22 protein-coding genes are annotated in these 25,511 nt (G+C 66.9%); 11 read left to right on the top strand and 11 right to left on the bottom strand.

Annotated features, from left to right (window positions below):
* Positions 1-32: 32 nt before the first annotated feature.
* A complete protein-coding gene (locus tag SB764_RS02175) occupies positions 33-605 on the bottom strand; it encodes a cupin domain-containing protein (RefSeq protein WP_065063920.1) in 573 nt (190 codons plus the stop codon).
* Between the two features lie 988 nt (positions 606-1,593).
* On the opposite strand from SB764_RS02175, the gene SB764_RS02170 reads away from it, so the two are divergent.
* A complete protein-coding gene (locus tag SB764_RS02170) occupies positions 1,594-2,496 on the top strand; it encodes a hypothetical protein (RefSeq protein WP_080180250.1) in 903 nt (300 codons plus the stop codon).
* Positions 2,497-2,511: 15 nt separating this feature from the next.
* On the opposite strand, the gene SB764_RS02165 is transcribed toward SB764_RS02170, so the two are convergent.
* The 3 genes from SB764_RS02165 to ilvD all read right to left on the bottom strand — a co-directional run bounded on the left by SB764_RS02165 (position 2,512) and on the right by ilvD (position 6,163).
* On the bottom strand, positions 2,512-3,396 hold the full coding sequence (locus tag SB764_RS02165; RefSeq protein WP_110327088.1) for a helix-turn-helix domain-containing protein: 885 nt from the start codon (positions 3,394-3,396) through the stop codon (positions 2,512-2,514).
* A 37-nt stretch (positions 3,397-3,433) separates the two neighbouring features.
* On the bottom strand, positions 3,434-3,991 hold the full coding sequence (locus tag SB764_RS02160) for a carboxymuconolactone decarboxylase family protein (RefSeq protein ID WP_065063924.1): 558 nt from the start codon (positions 3,989-3,991) through the stop codon (positions 3,434-3,436).
* Between the two features lie 312 nt (positions 3,992-4,303).
* A complete protein-coding gene (gene ilvD, locus SB764_RS02155; protein ID WP_065063926.1) occupies positions 4,304-6,163 on the bottom strand; it encodes a dihydroxy-acid dehydratase in 1,860 nt (619 codons plus the stop codon).
* Positions 6,164-6,534: 371 nt separating this feature from the next.
* Here ilvD and SB764_RS02150 point away from each other — a divergent pair, with 371 nt between their 5' ends.
* The gene (locus SB764_RS02150; protein ID WP_181440969.1) at positions 6,535-7,752 is read left to right on the top strand and encodes an SfnB family sulfur acquisition oxidoreductase; all 1,218 of its coding nucleotides are present in this window, start codon (positions 6,535-6,537) and stop codon (positions 7,750-7,752) included.
* Positions 7,753-8,046: 294 nt separating this feature from the next.
* Positions 8,047-8,478 (top strand): hypothetical protein, encoded by a 432-nt coding sequence (locus SB764_RS02145; protein WP_176081389.1) that lies wholly within the window; start codon positions 8,047-8,049, stop codon positions 8,476-8,478.
* 51 nt (positions 8,479-8,529) lie between these two features.
* On the opposite strand, the gene SB764_RS02140 is transcribed toward SB764_RS02145, so the two are convergent.
* The 3 genes from SB764_RS02140 to SB764_RS02130 form a co-directional block, all read right to left on the bottom strand.
* On the bottom strand, positions 8,530-10,005 hold the full coding sequence (locus SB764_RS02140; protein ID WP_410862497.1) for an APC family permease: 1,476 nt from the start codon (positions 10,003-10,005) through the stop codon (positions 8,530-8,532).
* 89 nt (positions 10,006-10,094) lie between these two features.
* Positions 10,095-11,528 carry an LLM class flavin-dependent oxidoreductase gene (locus SB764_RS02135; RefSeq protein WP_065064200.1) on the bottom strand — a complete coding sequence of 478 codons (1,434 nt, stop codon included), beginning with the start codon at positions 11,526-11,528 and terminating at the stop codon, positions 10,095-10,097.
* 5 nt (positions 11,529-11,533) lie between these two features.
* Positions 11,534-12,775 carry an acyl-CoA dehydrogenase family protein gene (locus SB764_RS02130; RefSeq protein WP_124263157.1) on the bottom strand — a complete coding sequence of 414 codons (1,242 nt, stop codon included), beginning with the start codon at positions 12,773-12,775 and terminating at the stop codon, positions 11,534-11,536.
* Between the two features lie 317 nt (positions 12,776-13,092).
* On the opposite strand from SB764_RS02130, the gene SB764_RS02125 reads away from it, so the two are divergent.
* The 8 genes from SB764_RS02125 to SB764_RS02090 all read left to right on the top strand — a co-directional run bounded on the left by SB764_RS02125 (position 13,093) and on the right by SB764_RS02090 (position 22,631).
* Positions 13,093-14,652, top strand: a complete 1,560-nt coding sequence (locus tag SB764_RS02125; RefSeq protein ID WP_183716240.1) for a sugar ABC transporter ATP-binding protein — start codon at positions 13,093-13,095, stop codon at positions 14,650-14,652.
* Between the two features lie 14 nt (positions 14,653-14,666).
* The gene (locus SB764_RS02120; protein ID WP_110327087.1) at positions 14,667-15,755 is read left to right on the top strand and encodes an ABC transporter permease; all 1,089 of its coding nucleotides are present in this window, start codon (positions 14,667-14,669) and stop codon (positions 15,753-15,755) included.
* A 63-nt stretch (positions 15,756-15,818) separates the two neighbouring features.
* Entirely contained in the window at positions 15,819-16,880 is a 1,062-nt protein-coding gene (locus tag SB764_RS02115) for a substrate-binding domain-containing protein (protein WP_065063936.1), read from the top strand.
* Positions 16,881-17,069: 189 nt separating this feature from the next.
* Positions 17,070-18,161 (top strand): aliphatic sulfonate ABC transporter substrate-binding protein, encoded by a 1,092-nt coding sequence (locus tag SB764_RS02110; RefSeq protein ID WP_410862495.1) that lies wholly within the window; start codon positions 17,070-17,072, stop codon positions 18,159-18,161.
* A gap of 15 nt (positions 18,162-18,176) precedes the next feature.
* Positions 18,177-19,100 carry an ABC transporter permease gene (locus SB764_RS02105; RefSeq protein ID WP_110327085.1) on the top strand — a complete coding sequence of 308 codons (924 nt, stop codon included), beginning with the start codon at positions 18,177-18,179 and terminating at the stop codon, positions 19,098-19,100.
* Positions 19,097-19,864: an ABC transporter ATP-binding protein gene (locus tag SB764_RS02100; protein WP_322007743.1), complete on the top strand. Its 768-nt coding sequence runs from the start codon at positions 19,097-19,099 to the stop codon at positions 19,862-19,864. Before SB764_RS02105 ends, SB764_RS02100 begins: the two co-directional genes overlap by 4 nt.
* Positions 19,865-20,012: 148 nt before the next feature.
* The gene (locus SB764_RS02095; RefSeq protein WP_410862493.1) at positions 20,013-20,831 is read left to right on the top strand and encodes a YkgJ family cysteine cluster protein; all 819 of its coding nucleotides are present in this window, start codon (positions 20,013-20,015) and stop codon (positions 20,829-20,831) included.
* 636 nt (positions 20,832-21,467) lie between these two features.
* Complete coding sequence (locus tag SB764_RS02090; RefSeq protein WP_176081395.1) at positions 21,468-22,631, top strand: aromatic ring-hydroxylating oxygenase subunit alpha; 1,164 nt, start codon at positions 21,468-21,470, stop codon at positions 22,629-22,631.
* 93 nt (positions 22,632-22,724) lie between these two features.
* On the opposite strand, the gene SB764_RS02085 is transcribed toward SB764_RS02090, so the two are convergent.
* The 4 genes from SB764_RS02085 to motA all read right to left on the bottom strand — a co-directional run bounded on the left by SB764_RS02085 (position 22,725) and on the right by motA (position 25,486).
* Complete coding sequence (locus SB764_RS02085; RefSeq protein WP_231957715.1) at positions 22,725-23,210, bottom strand: PRC-barrel domain-containing protein; 486 nt, start codon at positions 23,208-23,210, stop codon at positions 22,725-22,727.
* Positions 23,211-23,370: 160 nt separating this feature from the next.
* On the bottom strand, positions 23,371-23,547 hold the full coding sequence (locus tag SB764_RS02080) for a hypothetical protein (RefSeq protein WP_181440967.1): 177 nt from the start codon (positions 23,545-23,547) through the stop codon (positions 23,371-23,373).
* Between the two features lie 85 nt (positions 23,548-23,632).
* The gene (gene motB / locus SB764_RS02075) at positions 23,633-24,574 is read right to left on the bottom strand and encodes a flagellar motor protein MotB (RefSeq protein WP_065063947.1); all 942 of its coding nucleotides are present in this window, start codon (positions 24,572-24,574) and stop codon (positions 23,633-23,635) included.
* Positions 24,575-24,616: 42 nt separating this feature from the next.
* Positions 24,617-25,486 (bottom strand): flagellar motor stator protein MotA, encoded by an 870-nt coding sequence (gene motA / locus SB764_RS02070; protein ID WP_074983204.1) that lies wholly within the window; start codon positions 25,484-25,486, stop codon positions 24,617-24,619.
* Positions 25,487-25,511: the final 25 nt, after the last annotated feature.

Here is a 25,511-nt window from a genome sequence, read left to right as displayed (position 1 = left end):
AACCGGCGTGCACCCGCGCATGATCGACGCGCCTAGAACAGCCGCGGCGTGCCGACCCAGACCAGCACCGCTTCGTCGTCGCGCGCGTTGGTCCAGCTATGCGGCACCGTCGATTCGTAGTGCGCGCTGTCGCCCGCGCCGAGCACGAACGACTTGCCTTCGAGCGTGATGGTCACTTCTCCGCTGAGCACGTGGACGAATTCCTCGCCCGCGTGCGTGGTCACTTCGCTCGGCCGCTCGCCCGGCGGCATGCGCACGAGAATGGCTTCGAGCTGGCGGCCGCCCGACTGATTCGACAGGCGTGCGAACAGATCGGCGGAATCCGCGAAGGCGAAGTACTGCAGATCCTTGCGGCGGCGCACGCAGCCTTCCTCGGTCGGCGTATCGACGAAATAGCTGACCGGCACGCCCAGCGCTTTCGCAATGCTCACGAGCGAAGTGATGGACGGGCTCGCGTGATCGCGTTCGACCTGCGAGAGAAAGGGTTTCGATAGCTGCGAGACGGTCGCGATGTCGTCCAGCGTGCGCCCCTGGCGCTGGCGCAGCGAGCGGATCTTGCTGCCGACGGAGACGACGTTCTGGGTTTCGACGGTTTTCGATGCCATGTTGGGGGCGAGTCGTTGGAATGGGTGCGAGAAGAGGCTTGCCGCTATGCCGGCGCGCTAGCGGTAATGATTTGTCTGATGGATGCGAATGCCGGAGCATTCGATGTGGATTGTTGCGCGGAGTGTTGAAAAAACTGCGTATTCCGGCTGGATTTCCCCGCTGCGAATCAATTCGCTTCTCCATCGATTTCGTTCTAGTAAATGTGCGCGTGAAAACCCGCCGCCGCGCATTAGCGAAAATGGGCGATGTCGTGTGCATCGCATCACTTCATTGGTGTCCCAAGCATAACATCGCCATTTTTCTGAGGGTATCGGAGTTTGTTTCTTATTCTTTCCCTTACATGTGAGCGATGTAAGACGCGCGCCCCGAAACGCACGCTGAGCGCCACATTGCGCATTATTCGGCGCAGACTGAATTAGAAGGGCGCAGTGCGCGCATAAATCGGCGATTCAGGCGAGACGAAATCGCTTCTGAATGGCGCCCGGATTAGCATGAATTCCGCATGAATCTCGTCCGATTCCGCGCCTAATGCCCGCGACTGTGTTCCAGCGCACGTTGATCGGTAATTCGATGTGACGTCGCGGTCATATTCAGACTGATTTTTATTCTGCGCGATGCGGGTGCGACGGCGCGCAACGGCGATCGCTCGCGATCGCAACATGGGGCGTCATCCAGATCCGCCATCGTGGCCGAATCCGCCGATTGATCTTCACGGCGAAGCGGCGCATATTCGTTTCCACTTTCTCGCCCATCCTCCCTCGCGCATTCGCGCACCTGACGCAACGGCACGCCAATTGCGTGCCTTCGCCACTCGCCATCCGCCGCACCTGGCCTTCGGGCCGCGGCGGCCCTGAAAGCTTTCGAAGCCCTAGCACGTCCATGTTCAACGAACCAGGTCGAGGCGCCCCCGGTCCGAGACAGTGTCCCCACTGCGGAAACCGGCTGAATGCGCCATTAATATTTTGTCCCCATTGCGGCACGAATCAATTGTCCGGCGCGATGCGCGGTTCGGGCGCGGAGCCCGAGCGGCCGCGCGTGGCCGCGCAGCGTTTTCCGGCTGAACGCAGCGCGGTGCCGGCGGGTTTCGGCCGCGAACGCTATTACGCCGATTACGACGGCTATCGCGCGCACGGAGGGCACGGCTCGCACGGCGGCCACGCAGCGCACGGCGCGCGCCGCTCGCGTCTGCCGCTGTATGCGTTCGGTGCGGTCGCGCTCGTGGCGACGGCGCTGACCGGCTATGTGATTTCGCATCGCGACAGCGGGTCCGGTGCCGGCTCGGGTCCGATAATCGGGCAGACGGTGGAAGGCACAGTGTCGTCGCAGCAGAACGATGCGACGCCGTCTTCGAAGACCGTGGGCGCGATCCATGCCGCGCCGCCGACGGCGCCTGCGCATCGCGATCCGGTCTCGCCGCGCGCCGCGCCCGCGCTCGCCGCCGTTGCGCCCGGCGCGATCCAGAATGCCGCCGTGGACGCGCACGCAGCGGCCGGAAAAGCGGCGGCGCAGAACGGCGGCACGGCGACGCGTGGCGACGTCGCGCGCAATCTCGCGACGGCGCGCACGAGTCTCGACAAGAACCGTTTGTGGCCTGCGCGCCGCGCGATCATGAGCGCGCTCGCCGAGCAGCCGGGCAACGCCGACGCGCAGCAGATGAAAGCCGATCTGCTGGCGCGCGAGCAGGAGCGCGACGCCTTGCTCGGTTACGGCCGGCTCTGCGCGCGCGAGGGCAAATGGTCGTGCGCGTGGCAGAACGCGGGCCATGCGGTGACGATCGACGCGTCGAGCCAGGAAGCGAAACGCCTGCTCGCGCGCGCCATCGCGGCGCAAGGCGCGGGCACGGCGGGTCATATCGATGCGGGTTCGCCGGGACCGGACGACGATCAGTAAGCGCGAGGTAGCGCTTCAGTGCGCTTGCGCGTCGCTCGATTGACCGGAACGCGCCGCGTGTTGGGCGAAGAGCCGCGCGTGGCGCGCTTCCGTCGCTTCGTCCACGGGAAACAGACACTCGATGCGCAACTCCTGCGCGGCCACATGCTGCGGCGTGCCGAGCGTGCTCACCAGCGAGAAGTAGCGCAGCACCTCGCCCGCGTGTTTCAGCCCGATCGGCACCATCGGCAGATCCGGCGCGGCGAGGCGCGCGGGCGGGCTGTTCCAGTCGCGCGGCACGTCCGGATACGCGAGCAGTTCGTCGAGCAGCCGCTGCGTGCCGCCGTCGATCACGTGTCCCACGGCTTCGCGATGCACGCGTTGCAGCAGGCTGCGCGCGACGCGTTCCCAGTCGTCCACATGCGGGCGCAGGCCGTGCGGATCGAACATCAGATGCAGCATGTTGCGCGGCCCCGTGCGCGCGGCCATGTCGATGAAACAACCGAACAGGCGCGGCGCGGCGTCGTTCGTCATCAGCACGTTCCAGTGACGGTCCATGACGATGGCGGGAAACGGTTCGTGCTGGTGCAGCACGCGTTCGAGCGCGCGCGTCACGCCCTGCATGGCCTCGGCGTTCCACGGCGCTTCCGGATAGAGGGGCGCGTAGCCCGCCGCGAGCAGCAGTGCATTGCGTTCGCGCAGCGGCACGTCGAGCGTTTGCGCGAGCGTGAGCAGCGTGTCGCGGCCCGGTACGCTGCGCCCGCTTTCGATGAAGCTGATCTGCCGCTGCGAGATGCCCGCGTCGAGCGAGAGATCGAGCTGGCTCACGCCCCGTGCGTCGCGCCAGTAGCGCAGCAGTGCGCCGAGCGGCGTACCGGTGTCGCGCGGCGAGCCGGACGCAACGGGACGGGTGGCGTTCATCGTTTTCCCCAGAGTGAGACGAACGAATATAGCCGGTTCAGCGCGTATTCGTCCGCCAAATGAAGGCCTCGAATGGCGCTTCGAGCGGCGGCTGCGTGACGCTGCCGGTGTAGTTCGTGATCGTCGACGCGGCCACGACGGCGATGACTTCGAGCACCTGTTCCGCGCGGAATCCCGCATCGAAAAAACGCTGCTGATCGGCGTCGTCGATGCGGCCGCGACGCTCGATGAGCGTGCGCGCGAGTTGCGAAAGCGCGGCCAGGTTGTGGTCGGCGGGCAGCGCGCCGTCGCGCATGGCATCGACGTCGGCGCGCGTGACGCCGGCTTCCAGCGCGAGCGCCGAATGAAACGCGACAGCCCATTCGCAGGCGTTCGTGACCGCGTTGGTCAGCAGCAGCGTCTGGATTTGCAACTCGCTCAAACTGCTCGCATGCACGCGCTGAAACAGGCCAATGAAGCCGTTGATCAGCACGGGCGAAGCGGCCATCGTGGCGGCGATGTCAGGAATCCGACCGAATGCCTGCTGAAGTTGCGTGAGCGCGGGGCGCGAGGACTCGGGGGCGGTGTCGAGCGTGAGGACGGGATAACGAGACATGATGGCTCCTGGCTGTCGAGGTGTGGCAGCGCCATCCACCGTGGATGACGCGACAGCCCAAGCGTAGTGGCGCGTGTGCGGCGCGCCAATGACATGCGATGTAATCGCTCGCGTCGTGAAGGCGCGTTTTGCGCGGTGTCGCCGAGTCTTGGCGCAGTGAGAAAGGGCCAGGCAACACCGGTTCGCGCATCCGTGTTGCACTTACGCCTGGCGCGCCGAGCGCAAGCGCAGATGCAAACCGACGCGCGAAAAAAAAGCCGCTCCGAAGAGCGGCTTTTTCATCAGCGAACGATCCACGAAGGATCGGCCAGCTTAGTCTTCGAGCTGAGAAAGGTCGCGCACGGCGCCCTTGTCGGCGGACATCACGAGCTTGGCATAGGCCTTGAGCGCGGCCGAGACCTTGCGCGGACGCGGCAGCACCGGCTTCCAGCCCTTCGCGTTCTGCTCTTCGCGGCGGCGCGCGAGTTCCTCGTCGGACACCAGCACGTCGATCGTGCGGTTCGGAATGTCGATGCGGATCTTGTCGCCGTCGCGCACGAGGCCGATCGCGCCGCCCGCTGCCGCTTCCGGCGAGCAGTGGCCGATCGAGAGGCCCGAGGTGCCGCCCGAGAAACGGCCGTCGGTCAGCAGCGCGCAGGCCTTGCCCAGACCCTTCGACTTGATGTAGCTGGTCGGGTAGAGCATTTCCTGCATGCCGGGGCCGCCCTTCGGGCCTTCGTAGCGCACGATCACCACGTCGCCGGCCTTGACCTTGTCGGCGAGGATGTTCGCGACCGCTTCGTCCTGCGATTCGGTCACGTGCGCCGTGCCTTCGAACACGAGGATGCTGTCGTCCACGCCCGCCGTCTTCACCACGCAGCCGTCGAGCGCGATGTTGCCGGTCAGCACGGCGAGGCCGCCTTCCTTCGAGAACGCGTGCTCGTACGAGCGGATGCAGCCTTCGGCGCGGTCGGTGTCGAGGCTCGGCCAGCGCGTGTTCTGGCTGAACGCGACCTGCGAGGGCACGCCCGCCGGACCCGCCATGTAGAACGTCTTCACGGCTGCGTCGTCGGTGCGCACGATGTCCCACTGGTCGAGCGCGTGCTTGAGCGAAGGCGCATGCACGGTCGGCACGTCGGTGTGCAGCTTGCCGGCGCGGTCGAGTTCGCCGAGGATCGCCATGATGCCGCCCGCGCGATGCACGTCTTCGATGTGGTACTTGTTCGTGTTCGGCGCAACCTTGCAGAGCTGCGGCACGATGCGCGAGAGGCGGTCGATGTCGCGCATCGTGAACTCGATGCCCGCTTCCTGCGCGATCGCCAGCAGGTGCAGGATCGTGTTGGTCGAGCCGCCCATGGCGATGTCGAGCGTCATGGCGTTCTCGAAAGCCTTGAAGCCCACCGAGCGCGGCAGCACGCGTTCGTCTTCCTCTTCGTAGTACTGGCGCGCCAGTTCGACGATGCGATGACCCGCGCGCTTGAAGAGCTGTTCGCGGTCCGCGTGCGTGGCCACCACCGTGCCGTTGCCCGGCAGCGAGAGGCCCAGCGCTTCGGTCAGGCAGTTCATCGAGTTGGCCGTGAACATGCCCGAGCACGAACCGCAGGTCGGGCACGCCGAGCGCTCGACTTCGGCCACTTCGGCGTCGCTGTACTTGGTGTCGGCGGCGATCACCATCGCGTCGATCAGGTCCAGCTTCTTGACTTCGATGGCCTTCGTGACCGGGTTCGCGAGCCGCGTCTTGCCCGCTTCCATCGGGCCGCCCGACACGAAGATCACGGGGATGTTCAGGCGCATGGCGGCCATCAGCATGCCCGGGGTGATCTTGTCGCAGTTCGAGATGCAGACCATGGCGTCGGCGCAGTGCGCGTTGACCATGTACTCGACCGAGTCGGCGATGATGTCGCGGCTCGGCAGCGAATAGAGCATGCCGTCGTGGCCCATCGCGATGCCGTCGTCGACCGCGATGGTGTTGAATTCCTTGGCGACGCCGCCGGCGGCCTCGATCTCGCGCGCGACGAGCTGGCCCAGATCCTTCAGGTGCACGTGGCCGGGCACGAACTGGGTGAACGAGTTGACCACCGCGATGATCGGCTTCTGGAAGTCTTCGTCTTTCATGCCGGTGGCGCGCCACAGGGAGCGCGCCCCCGCCATGTTGCGGCCGGCGGTGGAGGTTTTGGAACGGTATGCGGGCATCGTGGGTGCTATGAAAAGGTCGAAAAGGTCGCAGGAAAACAGCGGGCCACGGGAATAAAGGCCCTTCGCGCGCCCGTGCGGACAACCTTTTGAGCTGCGCTTTGGGCAAACTCAGCGATTATCCCACACCCGCAGCAGGGCCGCCCGGGCCGCCCGCCGGGGCGTTTTGCGGGGCCGCCGCCTGCTTTCCGGCGGATTTGTTCCTGATTTGCCGCCCGCTGGCCGCTCGTGCCGGAAAGCGGATTAGTCCCGCGCGGAATATCGATGTGCCAATCGCTCGGTTGGGCCGCGCCGGGCGCGCTGCTAGATTGGCTGCGCATGCCTTGCGTATGCCTTCCTTCAACGATCGATCTCATCACGCGGAGCCCTCCATGGCAGAGACCGGAGACCAGGCCGCGCGCACGACCGCGCGCGTTATCGCCGACGACAACGAAGCGCTCGACGCCGCGCGCGAACTGGCCGTGCGCCTCGCCGAAGGCGCCGCGCAGCGCGATCGCGAGCGGCGGCTGCCGCGCGAGGAAATCGAGTGGTATTCGCAGTCGGGCCTGTGGGGCATCACGGTGCCGAAGGCCTACGGCGGCGCGGGCGTCTCGTTCGTCACGCTGACCGAGGTCTTCAAGCTGATTTCGGCCGCCGATTCGTCGCTCGGACAGTTGCCGCAGAACCATTTCGGTCTCGTCGATGTGATCGCGCTCACAGGAACCGAGGAGCAAAAGCGCTTTTTCTTCGGCGAGGTGCTGGCGGGCAAGCGCTTCGGCAACGGTTTCTCCGAAAAAGGGACGAAACACGTGCTCGACCTGAAGACGCGCGTGCTGCGCGACGGCGACGACTACGTGGTCAACGGCACGAAGTTCTATTCGACGGGCGCGCTGTTCGCGCATTACGTGCCGGTGCTCGGCCTCGATGCGGACGGGCGCGGCTGGCTCGCGTGGATCCCGCAGGGCACGCCGGGCCTCGCGATCACCGACGACTGGTCCGGCTTCGGCCAGCGCACCACGGCGAGCGGCACGATCACGCTGGACAACGTCCGCGTGAGCGCCTCGCACGTGTTCCCGGCGCACCGCGTGTCCGATTTGCCGACGCTGAACGGCCCGGTTTCGCAGATCCTCCAGGCGGCGATCGACGCGGGCATCGCGCGCGCCGCCGTCGACGACACGCTGACCTTCGTGCGCGAGCGCGCGCGTCCGTGGGTCGACAGCGGCGTCGAACGCGCCAGCGAGGATCCGCTGACGCTGCGTGAAATCGGCCATCTGCATATTCAGCTGCATGCGGCCGAAGCGCTGCTGGAGCGCGCCGCGAGGCTGTTCGACGCGATCGCCGCGCAGGACGCGATCAGCGAGGACGACGTCGCGCGCGCCTCGGTCGCTGTGGGCGAGGCGAAGGTGCTGACCACCGAAGCCGCGCTGCTGGCGGGCGAAAAGCTGTTCGAGCTGTCGGGCACGCAGTCGACGCTGGCCGCGCACAACCTCGACCGCCACTGGCGCAACGCGCGCACGCACACGCTGCACGATCCGGTGCGCTGGAAGTATCACCTCGTCGGCAATTACTATCTGAACGGGAAAAAGCCCGCGCGGCATGCGTGGAATTGAGCGGCGCGCAAAAAGGATGAGCGCGCTGTAGTCAAGCGGACGTCGCGACAACGGCACACGCGGACGGCTCGACCGTCGCGTGTGCCGTTTGCTTTTTGGGCATTGGCGCCGCTCCGCCGCTGCCGCCGGATTGCCGGGTTTTCCCGGGACGGGCGGCCCAGGGCGATTTTCCGCCGTGGCGGTAGAATGGGGGCGCCCCAATATTGCCTGACGCCCCGTTTTCAGCGGCTGCGGCCGAGATCCGGCCCGCGCGATTGCCGTTGAAACCCGGCCGCCGGCGCCCATTTATTCGTCGTGAATTCGCGTATTCCTGACCCCCTCCCGCCTGCGTGGCCGTTTCCGCCGAGCCGCGATGTCTCTGGCCGAAGCTTCGGCCAGCTCGTCGCGCTGCGCTATCGCGGCGCGGACGTGTGGCTCTGGCGTTGCCGCTGCGGCGGCCACGTGAGCGCGCGGCTCGATGCGGTGGAGAGCGGCGAGACGCGCGATTGCGGCTGCCGCGAGCAGCGCCAGATCTGGCGCTCGCGCCCGGGTTCGCCGTCGCTGAAGGGCGGCGAGGTGTTCGGCCAGTTGACGACCGAGCGCTACGCGGGCGACGGCGTCTGGGTGTGCCGCTGCGAATGCGGCAACGAAGTCACCGTCAGCGCCGGACGCCTGCGTCTCGGTCAGGCGCGTTCTTGCGGACGCTGCACGGGCGTATCGGGCCAATCCGGCTCGTCAGGCGCTTGAACTAGCGCCAGGCGCTCAGCCTGAGCGCCCGAAAAAGCCCGCTAGCCGATTTCAAGCCGCCGACACGCCGCGTGCATCGGCGAGCGTCGCGGCTGCTTCGCGCGGCGCATCCGCATCGGCGAATTCCGCTTCGATGTCGCGCAGCCGATGCGGCGCGAGCACCCGCAAGGCCAGAAACCACCCGAGCCCCGCCGCGAGCAGCGCGCCGAACACATAGGGCAGCACCGCATACACGCCCGGCGCGGCCGGATAGATGCTGCCGACGAACGGAATGCCGATCAGCACGATGGCCGCCGCGCTGATCGCCACATGGCGCGCTTTGAGTTCGCCGCGACGGCGCAGGAAGCAGGGCGCGGCGACCGCCACGATCACATAAGTCAGCAGAAAGCCGAACGTGGCGACTGTGCTCAGATAGCCGTAGGCATCGAACAGCGACGTGCCCGCGAACTGGAACGTCACCGCCACGATCAGCGACAGCACCACGAGCAGCGTGACCGCGACGTGCGGCGTGGCGTTGCCCGCGTGCGCGCGGCCCGTCGCGGCGTGCAGCAGGCCCTGGCGCGCGAAGGTGTAGAGCAGCCGCGCGGCGGCGTTGATCGACGAGAAGAACGCGGCGAAGAAACTCAGCGCCACGCCCGCGTCGATCAGCACGCCGAGTGCGCCCAGATGAATGCCGTGTGCGACTGCCGAAAGCGGCGCGCTCGCCTGGTCGAGCGGCGTGGCCGCGCCCTGGAACAGCGCGACGAGCCCGTACGAAGCGGCGAGAAACAGCGCCGCCGGGCCGAGAATGCTGACGATCACGGCGCGCGGAATCAGGCGGAACGGCTCGCGCGCTTCCGCGCCGAGCGCCGTCACGCTCTCGAAGCCCGTGAAGCTGAAAAAGGCGAGCACCATGCCGAGCCGCAACTGATCGGGCTTCACGGCGGTCAGCGCGAGCTGATGCGTATCGACCCAGCGATGCTGCGCGAACAGCGCCGCGACGATCACGAACAGGATCAGCGCCACGGTGCTCAGCTCGATGCACAGCGTGGTGCGCGTCGAGAGCCGGATGTCGCGCCACGTGATGAACCACGCGCCCAGCGTCACGAACACGGTGATCCCGACCGTGACCGCGAGCCCCGCGCCCGAGGCCACGCCGATATCCTTGAACAGCACCACGATCTCGTTGACGGTGCCTTGCAGAATGCCCGCCGCGCCCACGCCATAGGCGATCAGCAGCGACCAGCCCGCGACCGCGCCCCAGATCGGGCCGAGACCGCGCGCGGCATAGGTGTAGAGCGCGCCGGGCGAGGCCGTGCGCTTGGCGAACTGCGTGATGCTCCAGGAGGCGAACAGCAGGCCCACGGTCGCGAACAGATAGGCGAGCCAGGTGCCGTTGCCCGCGGTGGCGAACACCGCCGGGATCAGGAGGCCCGCGCCGCCCGCCGCGCCGACGAGTCCAATCGATTGCGCAATTAATTCGGATAGCGAAAGATATCCGCGACGCAAGGTGCCGTCGCGCGCCGACGTGGCCGCGAGTTCAGTCATGGGTGAGATCCGGTGTGTGGGGTGAATCGGAATGAGGCGCGCCCGGCGGGAATGGCGCGGGCGCGCCCGGTTTCGTGGATGCGGACAGGTCAGGCCGTGACTTCGTTCTGCACGCTGGCGTCGGCGGAGTTGGCAGACTGTTCGGCGGCTTCGCGCTTCACGCGCTCGATGTCGCGATACTGTGCGGCGGGATGATCGTCCGGCAGACGCGCCTGCGCGCCGAACAATTTCTCGCGCAGCGTGCCGGGCGCATAGGCGCGCGGATACACGCCGCGCCGCTGCAATTCCGGCACGAGATGTTCGACCACGTCCTCGAAGGTTTCGTGCGCGACGGCGTAGGCGAGATTGAAGCCGTCGACGTCGGTGGCCTCGACCCATTGCTGGAGAATGTCGGCGACCGTGGCTGGCGAGCCCACGAACACGGGGCCGAGTCCGCCCACGCCGCCCCAGCGTGCGAGTTCCTCGATGGTCCACGCCTTGTCGCCGCCCGCGAGATGCTCGACGGCGGACACGATCGCGTTGGTTTCCACGCGCTTGACGGTATCGGTCGGCAGATACTGGCCGAAGTCGATGCCGGTCCAGCCCGACATGAACACGAGCGAGCCGTCGTACGACACATGCCGCTGATACGCCTCGAACTTCGCCTGCGCCTTGGCGTCGGTTTCGTCGACGATCACGGTCACGAGGTTGTAGATCAGCACCTGGCGCGGATCGCGGCCCGCGAGCGCGGCCTGGCGGCGCACGTCGGCCACGTAGTCGCGCAGCAGCGTCTGCGTGGGCGCGGCCACGAACACGCATTCCGCGTGTTCGGCGGCGAAGCGCTTGCCGGGGCCCGACGCGCCCGCCTGAAACAGCACCGGCGTGCGCTGCGGCGACGGCTCGCACAGGTGATAACCTGGGACTTCGAAGTATTTTCCCTTGTGCCCGATTTCGTGCACGCGCTCCGGATGCGTGAACACGCGGTTCTCGCGGTCGCGCACCACGGCGCCGTCTTCCCAGCTGCCTTCAAACAGCTTGTAGAGCACTTCGAGATATTCGGCTGCGACCGCATAACGGTCGTTGTGATCGCGCAGGCCGAGCTGGCCCACGTTCTTCGCGCCGCTTTCGAGGTACGACGTCACCACGTTCCAGGCGAGCCGCCCCTTGGTGTGATGATCGGCCGTGGACAGCCGGCGCGCGAATGTGTACGGATGCTCGAAACTCGTCGACGCCGTAATGCCGATACCCAGATGCTCCGTCACCATCGCAATGGGCGCGGCGAGTTGCAGCGGATCGTTGACGGGAATCTGCGCGGCCTGATGCAGCGCGTGATAATTGCCGCCCTTGTAGACGTCGTAATAGCCGATCACATCGGCGATAAAGATCGCATCGAACATGCCGCGCTCGAGAATCTTCGCGAGATCGGTCCAGTATTCGAGGTCCTTGTATTGCCACGAGCGGTCGCGCGGATGCGTCCACAGTCCCGGCGACTGGTGGCCCACGCAGTTCATTTCGAAGGCGTTCAGGCGGATGGTTTTACTCATGACGTTCACTTGCTCCCACGGCCCGGACCGTTGCCGATCTGCCAGACGAAGGGCGGCTCGGTGCCGTTGATGGCCCAGTCGCCGACGATGCGCGCCTTGTAGACGAGCGGATTGTGCGACGACACCGTGCGCGCATTGCGCCAGTGCCGGTCGAGCGCGAGGCGCGTGCTGGTGGCCGACGCGCCGAGCGCGTCGAACAGATGCGTGGCCGCACGCAGCGCGAACTCCGACGCCGTGAGCTGGCTTTGCGCGGAGGCGATTTCGGCTTCGACATTGGCGGCGTGCTCGGCGGCGTCGTCGTCGCCGAAGCGCGCCTCGTAGGCGCGTTGCGCGGGCTCGGCGGCTTGCAGCGCGACGGCGCGCGCGCCATAGGCCCACGCAGCGATCTCGCCGACCACCTGCTGGATCTGCGCGTCCTCGCTCACGTGCGGCGCGTTGCCGTGGCTGTAGACGCGCTTGCGCGTGCGCACGAGTTCGGCGGCATCACGCTGCACGGCTTCGGCGATGCCCGCGAGCGTCGCCACGTGAAAGAGCTGGTAGAACGCGGTCTGATACTTGAAGCGGCGCGCGAAGTCGATCACGTTGCGCGGCTCGACCACGGCGTCGTTGAAGCGCGTGGTGCCGCTGCCGGTGGTGGTCTGGCCGAAGCCGTCCCAGTCGTCCTCGCGCACCACGCCGGGCTGATGCGTGCTGACGGCGGCGATCACGTCGCTGCCGTCGGCTTCGCGCTGCGCGTAGACGTCGATCCAGTCGGCGTAGATCGTGCCCGTGCTGTAGTACTTCGCGCCGTTCACGACGAAGCGGCCGTCGCGTTGCGAAACTTTGGTCTGCACCTGGCCGACGGCCACTTCGCCGACTTCAGACCACGCGCTGCCCACGATCTGCCCGCTGGCGAAGCGGTCGAACCACGCGCGCTGATCGGCATCGGGCGGCACGTTGAGCCAGTCCTCGACGAAGGCGAAATGCGCGCGCAAGGCTTGCGGCAGATTCGAATCGGCGGCGGCCAGTTCGATCAGCAACTGGAACAGTTGCGGAATCGACGCGCCCGCGCCGCCGTCGCGCACGGGCAGGCGCACCGCGCCGAAACCGGCGTCCTTTAGCGCGGCGATGGCCTCGTGCGGCAGGATGCGTTCGCGGTCGCGTTCGGCCGCGCCGCGCGCGATCTCGGCGAAGATCGGGCGAAAGCGCGCGGCGAGCGTTTCATAGTCGGTGCCGGTGGAGAGCGTGGCGTCGTGAGGGTGCTGAATGGGAGCGGATCGCGGTGTCGTCATTGTGTGTTCCTCCGTGTTTCTCCATCGGGCCGCGGCCTCGAATGGCGTGAAGGGCCAGTATAGAAATGCGTGTCGCGGCGCTCCAATAACGGATTCTCGAATCGATATCGGCTGCGCGCATTTGTGCTGATTGCATCGCGTCATAACGGAGAAAAGCACGTAAAAACAGAGGTGGCGGCGTGCGTCCGCCTTATCGGCGCTGGGCGGATCAATATGAGCATCGCTTCGTTGGGCCGGCCTGCGCGTCTCGCTACGATGACGCCATCCCTTGCCCGCGAGACCGATACGACCGTATGTCCGCTCCCCGAATTTCCGCGCCGATTTTTTCCGCTCGCGCCATCGACAAGCGCTTCGGCGCGACCGTCGCGCTTTCGCATCTGGACTTTTCGATCGGCGCGGGCGAAGTGGTCGCGCTGATGGGCGCGAACGGCGCGGGCAAATCGACCTTCGTGAAGATCGTGAGCGGCGTGCAGGGCGCCGATGCGGGCGCGATGCAACTCGACGGCCGGCCTTACGCGCCGGCTTCGCCGCTCGCCGCGCGCAAGCTCGGCGTGGCGACCGTGCATCAATCGATCGCGGATGCCGTGGTGCCCACGTCGTCGATTGCCGACAATCTGCTGCTCGATGAACTGTGCGGCGGCGTGTCGGGCGGCGTTCAAAGTGGTGCTCGAAGTGATGTTAAGAGTGGCGGACGAAACTGGTGGGCGCCGCGTGGCGCGCGTCGTGCGCGCGCTCGCGAACTGGCCGCGCGCGTGGGTCTCGATGCCGATCTCGACGCGCCGCTCGGCACGCTCGCGCTCGCCGCGCAGCAACGCGTGGTGCTGGCGCGCGCGCTGGCGGCGCGGCCGCGTCTATTGATCCTCGACGAGCCCACGGCGAGTCTCTCTGCCGCCGAGGCCGCGCGACTGCACGCGCTCGTCGATACGCTGCGCGACGAAGGCGTGGCCGTGCTGCTGGTCTCGCATCGGCTGGCGGACTTGCGCCGACTCGCGACGCGCGTGGCGGTGTTGCGCGATGGCCGCGTCGTGGCGCAACAGCCCGCGCCCATCGACTTCGACGCGGCGCTGGAAACGATGATCGGCCGCCCGCTTCCGCCCGCCAGAATTGATTCGGATGTCGAAATAAATAACACCAGGCCGATTCTTCAGTTAAATCAACTGCGCCTCACCGATCGCACCGCCGCCTTCGACCTCGACGTGCGCGATGGTGAAATCGTCGCTGTCGTCGGGCCGGTGGGCGCGGGCAAGTCGCGGCTCGCGCAGACGATCTTCGGCGCGTCGCGTGCCTTCGCGGGCGAGATGCGGCTCGACGGCGCGACGTGGCGTCCGCGCACGCCCGGCGACGCGATCCGCGCGGGCGTGTTTCTCGCTGGCGAAGACCGCTGGCGCACATCCTTGTTTCCCGACGCCGTGCCGTTCGCCTCGATTGCGGGGACGCTCGGCTTTCCGTTTTTGCCGCGCTGGAGCCGGGGCGTGTTCGTCTCGCGCGAGCGAGAACGGGCCGCCGCACGCGCGGCGATCGACGCGTTCGGGATTCGCTGTTCGGGCCCGGACGACCGTCTGCCGCGTCTTTCCGGCGGCAATCAGCAAAAGGTGCTGCTTGCGCGCTGGCATGCCGAACCCGCGCGCGTGCTGCTGCTCGACGAGCCGTTTCAGGGCGTGGATGCGGGCGCGCGCGCCGATATCGCGGCCACGCTGCGCCGCGAAGCGCCAGGCCGCGCGACGCTCGTATTCGTGAGCGATCTCGAAGAAGCGCACGAGGTCGCCGACCGCATCGTGTACTTCGATCGGGGCGCGCTCGACCGGGGCGCGCACGAAGCCCTGCACACCGCCGAAGCCATCGAATCGTCATAACACCTCAAGCGACCATGAAAAGCGCCGCCACTCCGCTCGTCACCGATCCCTCCACTTCGCTCGCCGCGCCTGCTCATTCGGGCGCCTCGTCGTCAAGCGCGCCGCTATCGCGCCGCCTGCTCGTGCTGCTCGAACGCAGCGGCCTGCTGCTCGTGCTCGCCGCGATGGTCGTGCTGTTCACCGCGCGCGAACCCGCGTTCCTGAACGTGGCGAATCTCTTCAGCATCCTGCAGGCGGTGTCGATCGTCGCGCTGCTCGGCATTGGCGTAACGATCACGCTGGCCGCGGGCGGCTTCGATCTTTCCGTGGGCAGCGTGGCGGCATCCGCGCAAATGGCTGCGAGCTATGTGCTGGTCGTGTGGCACGGCAACGCGTGGGAAGCCGCCGCCGCGTGCCTCGCGCTGGGCGTGGCGGCGGGGCTGTTCAACGGCGCGCTCATCACGCGGCTGCACGTGCCCGATCAACTCGCGACGCTCGGCACGCTGTTCCTGCTGGCGGGCCTGCAACTGATTCCGACGGGCGGACGCTCGCTCGCCACCGGCACGATCCTGCCCGACGGCACCGAAGCGAGCGGCACGTTCCCCGACGCCTTTCTCGCGCTCGGCCGCGCGCGCTTCTTCTTCGACGTGGTGCCCGCGCCCGTGCTGGTGCTCGCGGCGCTCACCGTGCTGGTCTCGGTCGTGATGGCGGCCACGCGCTGGGGCCGCGTGATCTACGCGATCGGCGGCAACGAAACGGCGGCGCGGCTCGCGGGTGCGCCTGCCGCGCGCTATCGCGTGGCGGCGTATGTGGCTTCGGGCGCGCTGGCTTCGCTGGGCGGCTTGCTGATCGCCGCACGCGTGGGACGCGGCGACGTCAGCGCGGGGCATTCGCTGTTGCTCGACGCCGTGGCGGCCTCGCTCGTCGGCTATGCGGTGTGGGGCGCGAAGCGGCCCAACGTGCCGGGGACGGTGATCGGCGCGGTGTTCGTGGGCGTGCTGCTCAACGGCCTGACGATGTTGAACGCACCGTACTACCTGCAGGACTGCATCAAGGGCGCGTTGCTGGTGGTGGCGCTGGCGTTCACCTTCAGCATCGGCCGAAAAAACGACGCGCGCGCCTGAAATTCGGGGTCTGCCAGGCGTCTTCCGACACATAGAAAAAACCTGAAAAACAAGAGGAGCAATATGAACAAGTCGATGTCCCGTACCGCGCGCTTCGCCATCGGCGCCATCGCGTTGAGCGCCGCCGCGCTGTTCGGCGCCGCATCCGCCGACGCCGCCACGCTCAAGGGCGCGCCGCCGCCGTTCGACAAAGGCGGCGTGAAGATCGCGCTCGTCAACTATCTCTCGGAAGGCGACTTCTTCCAGGCTTACGAGGCGGGCGCGCAGAAGCAGGCGAAGGCGCTCGGCATCGATCTGCGCATTTACGAAGGGCGTCAGGACGCGGCGCAGCAGCGCGACCAGATCCAGCAGGCGATCAATCTGGGCGTGTCGGCGATCATCGTCAATCATGGCTTGCCGGAGTCGCTCAAGGACGTGGTGCAGCAGGCGCTCGACAAGGGCATCAAGGTCGTGGCGTTCGACGTCGATCTCGCCAATCCGAAGATTCCGCAGATCGAGCAGAGCGATCACGATCTCGCGACGCTGCTGCTCGGTCAGGCCGTGAAGGACAACGGCAACGCGTTCTCGGCGGGCTATGTCTACGTGGCGGGATTCGCGCCGCTCGATCGCCGCGACGCCGTGTGGCAGGCGTTCAAGCAGGCGCATCCGGGCGTGCACGAGCAGGCGCGCTGGGGTACGGTCGACAATCCGATCGCGCAGTCGGTGGCGAATCAGGCGGCGGCGGCTTATCGTGCGCATCCGGACATTCGCGTGGTGATCGCGCCGTACGACGAGTTCGCGCGCGGCGCGAGCCTCGCCGCCGACGAAGCGAACGTCGCGAGCAAGCTGCGCATCTACAGCGCCGATATTTCGACCGCCGACATCGAGGCGATCCGCGCGCCGGGCAGCGCCTGGGTGGCGACGGCGGCGACCAATCCCGCCGTGGTGGGCGCGGTGTCGGTGCGCGCGGCGGCGCTCGACGTGGCGGGGCAGCCGCTCGCGCATCACATCGTCGTGAAGCCGACGCTCGTCACGCGCGACGACCTCGTGAAAAACGACATCCACACGATTGCCGAACTGGGCGTCAAATTCCCGGCGTTCCGCGTGAGCGACGCGGCCACGGCGGCGTGGATTCCGGTGGACTGAGCGCGCGGGTTTTCCGCGATTTTTTCGACGACTCTTCCCGCGGTCTTCCCGGCCGCGCGGATATTCCTTTCGCTGCTTACGATCTGAGCGATTGTTGGTTCGTTCTAGCGTCCGCGCTTCTTATGCTTGGCGAATTCGGGAGGCACACCACGTGCCTCCCCATGCAGCCAGACAAACAGGGGAAAGCCGATGCGAGACCACACGACCACCATCTTCACCGATTCGAAGCCGACCACGCGCGAATCCCAAAGCGGGCACAAACCGCTCTGGCGCCGTTTGACGACGACGCTGCGCGCCGTCGCGGCGTTCGCGCCGCTGGCGCTGTTCGCCGCCACGGCCACGCCCGCACAGGCCGCGAGCGCCGCGCCCGCCGAACTCAAGCTCGATTACGCGTATTACTCGCCCGAAAGTCTCGTCATCAAGCGCAACGGCTGGCTCGAACAGGCGCTCGCGCCCGATCACACACAGGTGCGCTGGGTGCTGAGCCTCGGCAGCAATCGCGCGCTCGAATACCTGAATAGCGGGGCGGTCGATATCGGCTCGACCGCCGGTCTTGCAGCCGTGCTCGCGAAGGCCAACGGCAATCCGATCAGGACCGTCTATATCTTCTCGCGCCCCGAATGGACCGCGCTGGTCGTGCGCAAGGACTCGCCGATCAAGACGCTCGCCGATTTGAAGGGCAAGAAGATCGCCGCGACCAAAGGCACCGATCCCTATCTCTTCACGCTGCGTGCGCTGCACACGGCGGGCCTCACGCGCGACGACGTGGAGATCGTCAATCTCCAGCATCCCGATGGCCGCACCGCGCTCGTGAACGGTCAGGTCGACGCGTGGGCGGGGCTCGATCCGCACATGGCCGCCGCGCAGATCGACAACGGCGCGCGCCTGCTGTATCGCAACGTCGACTTCAATACGTGGGGGTTTTTGAACGTGCGCGACGATTTCCTCAAGCAGTATCCGGACACTGTGGCGCGCGTGCTCAAGGTGTATGAACGGGCGCGCGTGTGGATCGGCGAGCATCCGGACGAAGCGGCGCAGATCATCGCGGACGATTCCAAGGTGTCGCTCGCGGTCGCGAAGCTGCAACTGAGCCGCAACGATTTCAGCCAGCCGCAGCCGGGCGCGAAGCAGATCGAGGCGCTCGAAGCCGCCGCGCCGATTCTCACGCAGGAAAACCTCGTGAAACCGGGCACGAACCTGAATCAGGTGATCGAGTCGCTGATCGATACGCACGCGTCGGAGTCGGCGCTGGCGTCGGCGCAGCGTCAGTCGGCGCAATAGAAGGGGATCGCCGCGATGGCCATCGACGAGTTGAGCGCGCCCGCGCTTTCGCGGCCTGCCGCTGCGTCTGCTGTATCCAGCTTGCCCGCGACGCGCGAGCGGCAGGACGGCTTGCTTGACGACGCGTCTGCGCAAGCACCGTCTGCGCAGGCAAGCGAAACGGCCGCTGCGCCGCGTCGCTGGCGCATCGCGGGCGTGCTGCTGCCGTTCGCGTTTCTCGCGCTGATCGAGGCGCTTGTGCGCGGCGGCGTGCTGCCCGACAACCTCGTGCCCGCGCCCAGCGAAATCGCTCAGGCGCTCTGGCAACTGGGCGGCTCGCGGCTCGCGCTGCACATCGCCGCGAGCACGGCGCGCGTGGCGGTCGGTTTCGGCTGCGGCGCGGCGCTCGCCATCGCAGTGGGTGCGGCGATGGGCCTGAGCCGTCGGCTCGACGCGCTGCTCGACCCGAGTTTTCAGGCGCTGCGCGCGATTCCGTCGCTCGCGTGGGTGCCCGTGCTGCTGCTGTGGATGGGCATCGACGAAGCGCCGAAGATCACGCTCGTCGCGATCGGCGCATTCTTTCCCGTGCATCTGAGCGTGGTGTCCGGCATCCGCAACGTCGACCGCAAACTCGTCGAACTCGGCGCGGTCTACCGGCTGCCGCCGTGGCGTCTGTTCACGCGCATCCTGCTGCCCGCCGCGCTGCCGCAGATCTTCACGGGCCTGCGCACGGGGCTCGCGGTGGCGTGGATGTTCGTGGTCGCCGCCGAACTGATCGCAGCCACGCGCGGCCTCGGCTATCTGCTCAGCGACGGCCGCGAAACCGGCCGTCCCGACATCGTGTTCGGCGCGATTCTGCTGCTCGGCCTGTTCGGCAAGCTCACGGACAGCGCGATGCGTCTGCTTGAAACCCGCGTGCTCGCGTGGCGCGACACCGTCCACGAAGGAGCGCGCGCATGAACGCCCCGGCTTTGCTCGATCTCGACATCCGCAACAAACGTTATGGCGCGCGGCCGATTCTCGACGCGCTGCGACTCACGCTCGCGCCCGGCGAGGTGGTCGCGCTGCTCGGCCCGAGCGGTTGCGGCAAGAGCACGCTGCTGCGCATCGCGGCGGGGCTCGATCGCGATTACACGGGCGCGGTCTCGCTCAATGGCGAGGCGTTGCGCGCACCGTCGCCGCTCGCGGGCGTGATCTTCCAGGAGCCGCGCCTGCTGCCGTGGCTGCGCGTGGCGGACAACGTCTGCTTTCCGGATCGGGCTCGCGGCGCGGCGGCGGCCCGCGCGGCGGCGCTGCTCGAAGAAGTGGGCCTGCACGCCGATGACGGCGCGCGCTGGCCCAAGCATCTCTCGGGCGGCATGGCGCAGCGTGTGGCGATCGCGCGCGGCCTCTACACGCAGCCGCGTCTGCTGCTGCTCGACGAACCGTTCAGCGCTGTCGACGCGATGACGCGCATGCGTCTGCAAGACCTGTTGCTGACGCTCGTGCAGGCGCACGACATGGCGGCGCTCGTGGTCACGCACGATCTCGACGAGGCGCTGTATCTCGCCGACCGCGTCGTGCTGCTGGAACCGGCGAAGGGCGCGGCCACGCGCGCGACGAGTCACGTTTACGCCGTGACGCAACCGCGCGCGCAGCGCCGCGAGCAGGGCGTGGACCGCGCGTTGCGCGCGCGTCTGCTCGAACGTCTGGAGGCATCGGTGAAGGCGCCGCTCGCCGCTTGAGGCGATCCGGATCGACATCGACATAGCAACCGCCGTGACGCGCTTACAGCCTTTCGTAAGGCGCACGCGCTAGGATGGGCTGCCTGGGTGCGGGCTCGCGCGACGTTTCTCGTTGCGCGGGCCGCGCCGGTCCCCGCAGTCAATCACGATGTCTACCCACTTTTCCTGCACGATGTGTGGCCACTGTTGCCACGATCTGCGCATTCCTCTGAGTCTGGCCGAGGCGCGCGTCTGGTTGCGCGACGGCGGCGACGTGCAGCTCTTCTGCGAAGCGCTGCCGTGGCTCGACGAACCGCCCGCCGACGACGGCTATGCCGCGTACAAACGCGCGCGCTCGTTCGCGGCGATGAGCGGCACGCTGCCCGTGCGTATCGTGCCGATGGTGGTGGCCGCTTTCGACGGTCCGTGTCCGAACCTGCTGCCCGATCTGCGCTGCGGCGCTTACGATCACCGGCCGCGCGTGTGCCGCATCTATCCCGCCGAAGTGAATCCGTTCGTGCCGTTCGCACCGTCCGCGAAGGGCTGTCCGCCGCCAGCGTGGGAGTCGCGCTATCCGGTATTCGAAATCGGGGGACGTTATGTCGATGAGACGGTGCAGGCCGATATCGCGCTGCGCCGCCATTCGGATGTGGCCGACGTGCCGGCCAAGCGCGCACTCTGCGACGAACTCGGCGTGCGCATGGCGGCGCTCGGCAACGAGGGTTTCGTGATCGTCAAGCCGGGCAGCGAAGCGATGGATGCGGCGATTGCCGCCGCGCTCGACGCCGCGAATGCGTCGATGCAAAACGCGGCGCAGAACACGCTTCAAGCGGCCGACGCATTCGCAACCGGCGTCTCATGGACGCTGATATCGAACCGCCAGGCCACGCGCGATGCGCTCGCTTGCGTCGACGCGCTGAGCGCGCCGCCCGCAGCGTTGCCGGTGCCCCAGCACTACCTGGGGTTTCATCCGGCGAGCGAAGCGTGAATGTGTCGAGCGTGTCGAACGTGGCGCAGCTAAAGCGCCGCGTGCGGCGCGCTCAACACCACACCACGCGATCGTAGTCCACCGTGCGGCGATAGATGTTCTTGCCGCGCCAGCTCGAAAATTCCATATAGGCACATTCGAGCACCAGGATCCAGTTGGTCACGCCCATTGCCATTCCCCATTGTTGGTTTGAATGCAAGGCCAGTCTAGGGGCGAGCCCCTCTCGACGAAGCGCCGAGCAAAACCGGTTTGTCCGGTCAGTTCGGGCATTCATGCCGGGTGCCGCGCCGCCCCGGCTTCTTGACTGCATGTTGCGCCGCAACTCCGGTACCTGAAAAGGTCCGCGCGCGAAGCTGTTGCGCTTTGCACACAGCGCGCGCCGTCGATTGAATTGTGGGGATGTCGCGCGAGTGTGGATGCTGCATGCGCAGGGTCGCGCTTTCATACGCGGCGTTCCGTGCGCTGGCCGACGTAATTCGGCGAAGTCCGGCGGCATGAACGCACCGGCTGCGTGGCACGCGGCATGCAATCGTCGCAGCGGTTAGACTGCCGCTGTGACGCGCTGGCCCTTTTTTCGGCGGCGCGTCCGCAACGCAACATCGATCCCGTTTTCACGCTGAAAAAATTGCCGATCCCATGCTGAAAAATCTTTGGTACGTCGTGGCTGCGTCGACCGATCTGCGCGACGCGTTGCTGCCGGTCACGCTGCTCGGCCATCGCTTCGTTGCGTTTCGCGACACCGAAGGCCGGGCGCGTCTGCTCTCCGATATCTGCGTGCATCGCGGCGCGTCGCTCGCGGCGGGCCAGCGCGTGAACGGCGAGGTGCAATGCCCGTATCACGGCTGGCGTTATGGCGGCGACGGCGTCTGCACGCATATTCCGGCGCAGCCGCAGGCGCGCATTCCGGCGCGGGCGCGTGTCGACGGTTATCCGGTCGTCGAGCGTCACGGCTGGATCTGGGCCTTTCTCGGCGATCTGCCCGAAGCCGAACGCCCGCCGCTGCCGCCGCTCGCCTGGGCCGACGACGCCAACGTGCGCGTGATTCACGGCACCTTCGACTGGGACGCGAACTGGGAGCGCATCGTCGAGAACGGCCTCGATTTCGCGCACGCGCCGTTCGTGCACGGCACCTCGTTCGGCGCGCCGGATCGGCCCGAGATCGACGCGTTCGAAGTGAGCGCGCCCGATGCGTGGAGCGGCCACGCGAAGCTCGTGATGCAGCGGCCCGTGCGGCGCGGCTTGCTGCGCCGTCAAGCGACCGGCGAGCACGTGGAAGTCGTCACGCAAACGGGTTTTCATCTGAGCGGGCCGTGCGCGACGCTCGAACTGCAGCTGGGGAACGGCTGGCGAATCTATATCGTGTCGGCGCATGTGCCGGTGGATGCGCTGCATACGCGCACGTACTGGATGATGGGGCGCACGTTTCTGAAGACGCCGTTGCTCGACGCGCGGTTTCGCGCGCGCAATCTGCGTATTTTCAACGAGGATCACGCGGTGTTGCGGCGCGTGCGTCCCGAGTGCGTGCCGGATGGCTGGCAGAGCGAGGTGTCGGTGAAATCGGATGCCTTGCAGATCGCGTTCCGGCAGCGCGTGCGCGCGCTCGAACAGCGCGGCTGGCTTGCGGCGCCGCCGGGTTCCGGCGAGGCGGCGAGCGAAGTGGAAAACAGACTGGAGAACAAGCGCGCGATCAACGTGATCGCTTGTCCCGCGCGTCGTGATGTGTCGACGTGGGCGCTCGACGGGGCACTGACGCCTGTCATACCGATTGCGTCAGTTTCAGACGCGAACGCAGCAAACTAACTCACGCAATCAAACAGCAACATCACGCACGAGCGCATCGAAAAACAGCGCCCGCGCGTGAACGAACCGAATGCACTACGTCATCAGACGCGATCAGTGATGCCCGATGTCGTCGCGCGGCGGCACCACGGGTTCGACGCCTTCCCAGTACGGCTCGCTGCCGTAATAGGCGTGCACGGTGCTGCCCCACTTGGCGTCGGCCATCGCGGGCCAGTGATCCTTGTCGAAGCCCGGCGCGTTACGCACGCGTTCGGACGACACATTGAGCAGGAAACACTTGCGGCTCGTATCGAGCGTGAGCGCGCCCCACGGAATGGCGAGCAGCTTGTCGCCGATACCGAGAAAACCACCGCTTGAAAGCACTGCATAGGCGACGCGTCCGCCTTGCACGTCGAGCATGATCTCCTTGATCTTGCCGATTTCTTCGCCATCCGAACTGAGTACGCGATTGCTGTCGAGCGTGCTCGCGGCCATGATGTCGGGGCCGGGACCGGCGGCCGTTTCGCTGCCCTTGCCGACGATGCGCGCGCCCTGGCTGCCTTGGCTCGTGGGCATATTGCTGGGGGTGAAGGTGGGCATGATCGCCTCCTGTGAAGGACTACGTTGAGTTCGGCCGGCGCGTTCGCGATGCTGCGTGACGCCGCCGGCCGTCGTACCTTCACTAGAGCAATGCCCGTGCCGCGGATTGCGCGGTTTTCTCAGCGCCGCGCTCGCTTCAGGGCAGGATTGAGCACCTCGTTCAACTCACCGACGGCTCGCCTTCGCCCGGATGCTTGCCGGGGCGATCGGCGGGCGACTGCTTGCGGTCGCGGTCGTCGCGCTCGGGCATCTTGCTGTGCGCGTTGTCGTTGTGCTGGGCGGGCGCGGGGTGGCGCGGATCGTCGGGTTGCGGATTACGCGGATCGGTTGCAGTCATGGTGTCGCTCCCATCGAAGTGGACGCTTTCGCAGCGCAAAGTCCGCGCCCGCCGCGCGCGCTCACACTCACACCGCGCTCGCCCGCTACGACGCCGTCCCCGCTTTTTGCCCCGCCACGTTGTAGCGGTGCGCATCTTCGAAGAACGCGCGCTCGGCGGCCTGATTCATCACGAGGATGCTGATGCGGCGGTTCAGCGGACTGTCCGTGCTGCCTTTGTCGAGCGGCAGCACGTCGGCGAGTCCGCGCACCTGCAGCAGACGGTCCTCGGCCAGATGACCGGCCACCAGCGCGCGCCGCGCCGCGTTCGCGCGTTCGCTCGACAACTCCCAGTTCGAGTAGCCCGCGAGGCCGCCCGAATACGGGACCGAATCGGTATGGCCCGCGATCGACACGCCGCTTGCCGTGTCGTTGAGCGCGCTGCCGATCTCGACGAGGATCGCGTACGCGTAGTCTTCGAGCTTCGCGCTGCCGGTGGCGAACATCGGGCGCTTGAGCGAATCGACGAGTTCGATGCGCAGACCTTCGTCGGTGATCGTCACGCGGATCTGGTCTTTGAATGCGCTCAGCGCGGGCTTTTGCTCGATCAGTGCCGAGAGTTTCGCCTTCAGTTGCTGAAGACGCGCCTTGTCGGCGGCGTCGGCGGGCGCGAGCGCCACCGGCACCGCGCGCGTCTGTGGCGGCTGGGCTTTCGCGCCGCCCACGGCGGGCAGCTTGTTCGACAAATCGTGGCCGCCGCCGTTGATGACGCTCGGGCTCGGATTGGCCGAATTCGGCTTGCCGCCGAGCATGCTCGACAGCGGCGTGTTGAAGTACTTTTCGATGCCGTCGCGGTCGTACTGCGAAGTGGAGCCGAGCAGCCACATCAGCAGGAAGAAGGCCATCATCGCCGTCACGAAGTCGGCATAGGCGATCTTCCACGCGCCGCCGTGATGCGCGTCGTGGGCGCCGCCTTTCTTCACGCGGCGTATCACGGGCGCGGGTTTGCTGCTCTCGCTGTCTTGCGCGGCGCGCTGTCTTTGCGACATGTCGTGTTCTCCCCGGTGTTGCGGTGTCTCTGTGCGCCGCGCTTACGCGGGCTTCGGCGTCTTGGTGGCGCGCACGGTTTCGTCGAGTTCCTTGAAGCTCGGACGGTCGGCGGTGAACAGCACCTTGCGGCCGAATTCCACGGCCACCGGCGGCGCATAGCCCGCGAGCGAGGCGAGCAGCACGGCCTTCACGCACTGAAACGGCTTGGTGGCGGCGCGGCCCTTGGCGTTGAGCAGATCGGCGATCGGGCCCACGAAACCGTAGGCCAGCAGAATGCCGAGGAAGGTACCCACGAGCGCGCCCGCGATCATCTCGCCGAGCACGGCGGGCGGCTGGCCGACCGAACCCATCGTGTGCACGACGCCCATCACGGCGGCCACGATGCCGAAGGCGGGCAGGCCGTCCGCCATCTTCTGGATCGCGTTGGGCGCGACCGAGACTTCGGCGTGGTGCGTGTCGAGTTCCTCGTCCATCAGGTCCTGCATTTCCATCGGGTTCACGTTGCCGCCCGACATCATGCGCAGATAGTCGACGATGAAATCGAGCAGATGATGATCGGCCAGCACGCGCGCGTACTTCTGGAAAATCGGGCTGTTCTCGGGCGCTTCGATATCCGCTTCGAGCGCCATCATCCCTTCCTTGCGGGCCTTTTGCAGCAGTTCGTAGAGCAGGGCGATCAGTTCGAGATACTGCGCCTTGGTATAGCCGCCGCCCTTGAAACAGGTGGGCAGCGCCTTGATGGTCTTGCCGAGCGTGGACTTGGGGTTGCTCACCACGAACGCACCCATCGCCGCGCCGAAAATACACAGGAGTTCGAACGGTTGCACGAGCGCGGGCAAATGGCCGCCCACGCCGACGAAGCTCCCGATCACCGATCCGAGGACCACGATCCAGCCGATTGCGACAAACATGATGTTTCCCTTGCTTCCTTGAGTG

The organism is Paraburkholderia sp. SIMBA_027 (assembly GCF_046535315.1).
GTDB lineage: Bacteria > Pseudomonadota > Gammaproteobacteria > Burkholderiales > Burkholderiaceae > Paraburkholderia > Paraburkholderia tropica.
Note: the sequence above shows the minus strand (reverse complement) of the source record. Positions and strands in the feature narration are given on the sequence as shown.

Coding starts and splice junctions, on each gene's coding strand:
- SB764_RS02175 (WP_065063920.1), bottom strand. CDS start 605: ATGGCATCGAAAACCGTCGAAACCCAGAACGTCGTCTCCGTCGGCAGC.
- SB764_RS02165 (WP_110327088.1), bottom strand. CDS start 3,396: ATGAACGCCACCCGTCCCGTTGCGTCCGGCTCGCCGCGCGACACCGGT.
- SB764_RS02160 (WP_065063924.1), bottom strand. CDS start 3,991: ATGTCTCGTTATCCCGTCCTCACGCTCGACACCGCCCCCGAGTCCTCG.
- ilvD (WP_065063926.1), bottom strand. CDS start 6,163: ATGCCCGCATACCGTTCCAAAACCTCCACCGCCGGCCGCAACATGGCG.
- SB764_RS02150 (WP_181440969.1), top strand. CDS start 6,535: ATGGCAGAGACCGGAGACCAGGCCGCGCGCACGACCGCGCGCGTTATC.
- SB764_RS02140 (WP_410862497.1), bottom strand. CDS start 10,005: ATGACTGAACTCGCGGCCACGTCGGCGCGCGACGGCACCTTGCGTCGC.
- SB764_RS02135 (WP_065064200.1), bottom strand. CDS start 11,528: ATGAGTAAAACCATCCGCCTGAACGCCTTCGAAATGAACTGCGTGGGC.
- SB764_RS02125 (WP_183716240.1), top strand. CDS start 13,093: ATGTCCGCTCCCCGAATTTCCGCGCCGATTTTTTCCGCTCGCGCCATC.
- SB764_RS02120 (WP_110327087.1), top strand. CDS start 14,667: ATGAAAAGCGCCGCCACTCCGCTCGTCACCGATCCCTCCACTTCGCTC.
- SB764_RS02115 (WP_065063936.1), top strand. CDS start 15,819: ATGAACAAGTCGATGTCCCGTACCGCGCGCTTCGCCATCGGCGCCATC.
- SB764_RS02110 (WP_410862495.1), top strand. CDS start 17,070: ATGCGAGACCACACGACCACCATCTTCACCGATTCGAAGCCGACCACG.
- SB764_RS02105 (WP_110327085.1), top strand. CDS start 18,177: ATGGCCATCGACGAGTTGAGCGCGCCCGCGCTTTCGCGGCCTGCCGCT.
- SB764_RS02100 (WP_322007743.1), top strand. CDS start 19,097: ATGAACGCCCCGGCTTTGCTCGATCTCGACATCCGCAACAAACGTTAT.
- SB764_RS02095 (WP_410862493.1), top strand. CDS start 20,013: ATGTCTACCCACTTTTCCTGCACGATGTGTGGCCACTGTTGCCACGAT.
- SB764_RS02090 (WP_176081395.1), top strand. CDS start 21,468: ATGCTGAAAAATCTTTGGTACGTCGTGGCTGCGTCGACCGATCTGCGC.
- SB764_RS02085 (WP_231957715.1), bottom strand. CDS start 23,210: ATGCCCACCTTCACCCCCAGCAATATGCCCACGAGCCAAGGCAGCCAG.
- SB764_RS02080 (WP_181440967.1), bottom strand. CDS start 23,547: ATGACTGCAACCGATCCGCGTAATCCGCAACCCGACGATCCGCGCCAC.
- motB (WP_065063947.1), bottom strand. CDS start 24,574: ATGTCGCAAAGACAGCGCGCCGCGCAAGACAGCGAGAGCAGCAAACCC.
- motA (WP_074983204.1), bottom strand. CDS start 25,486: ATGTTTGTCGCAATCGGCTGGATCGTGGTCCTCGGATCGGTGATCGGG.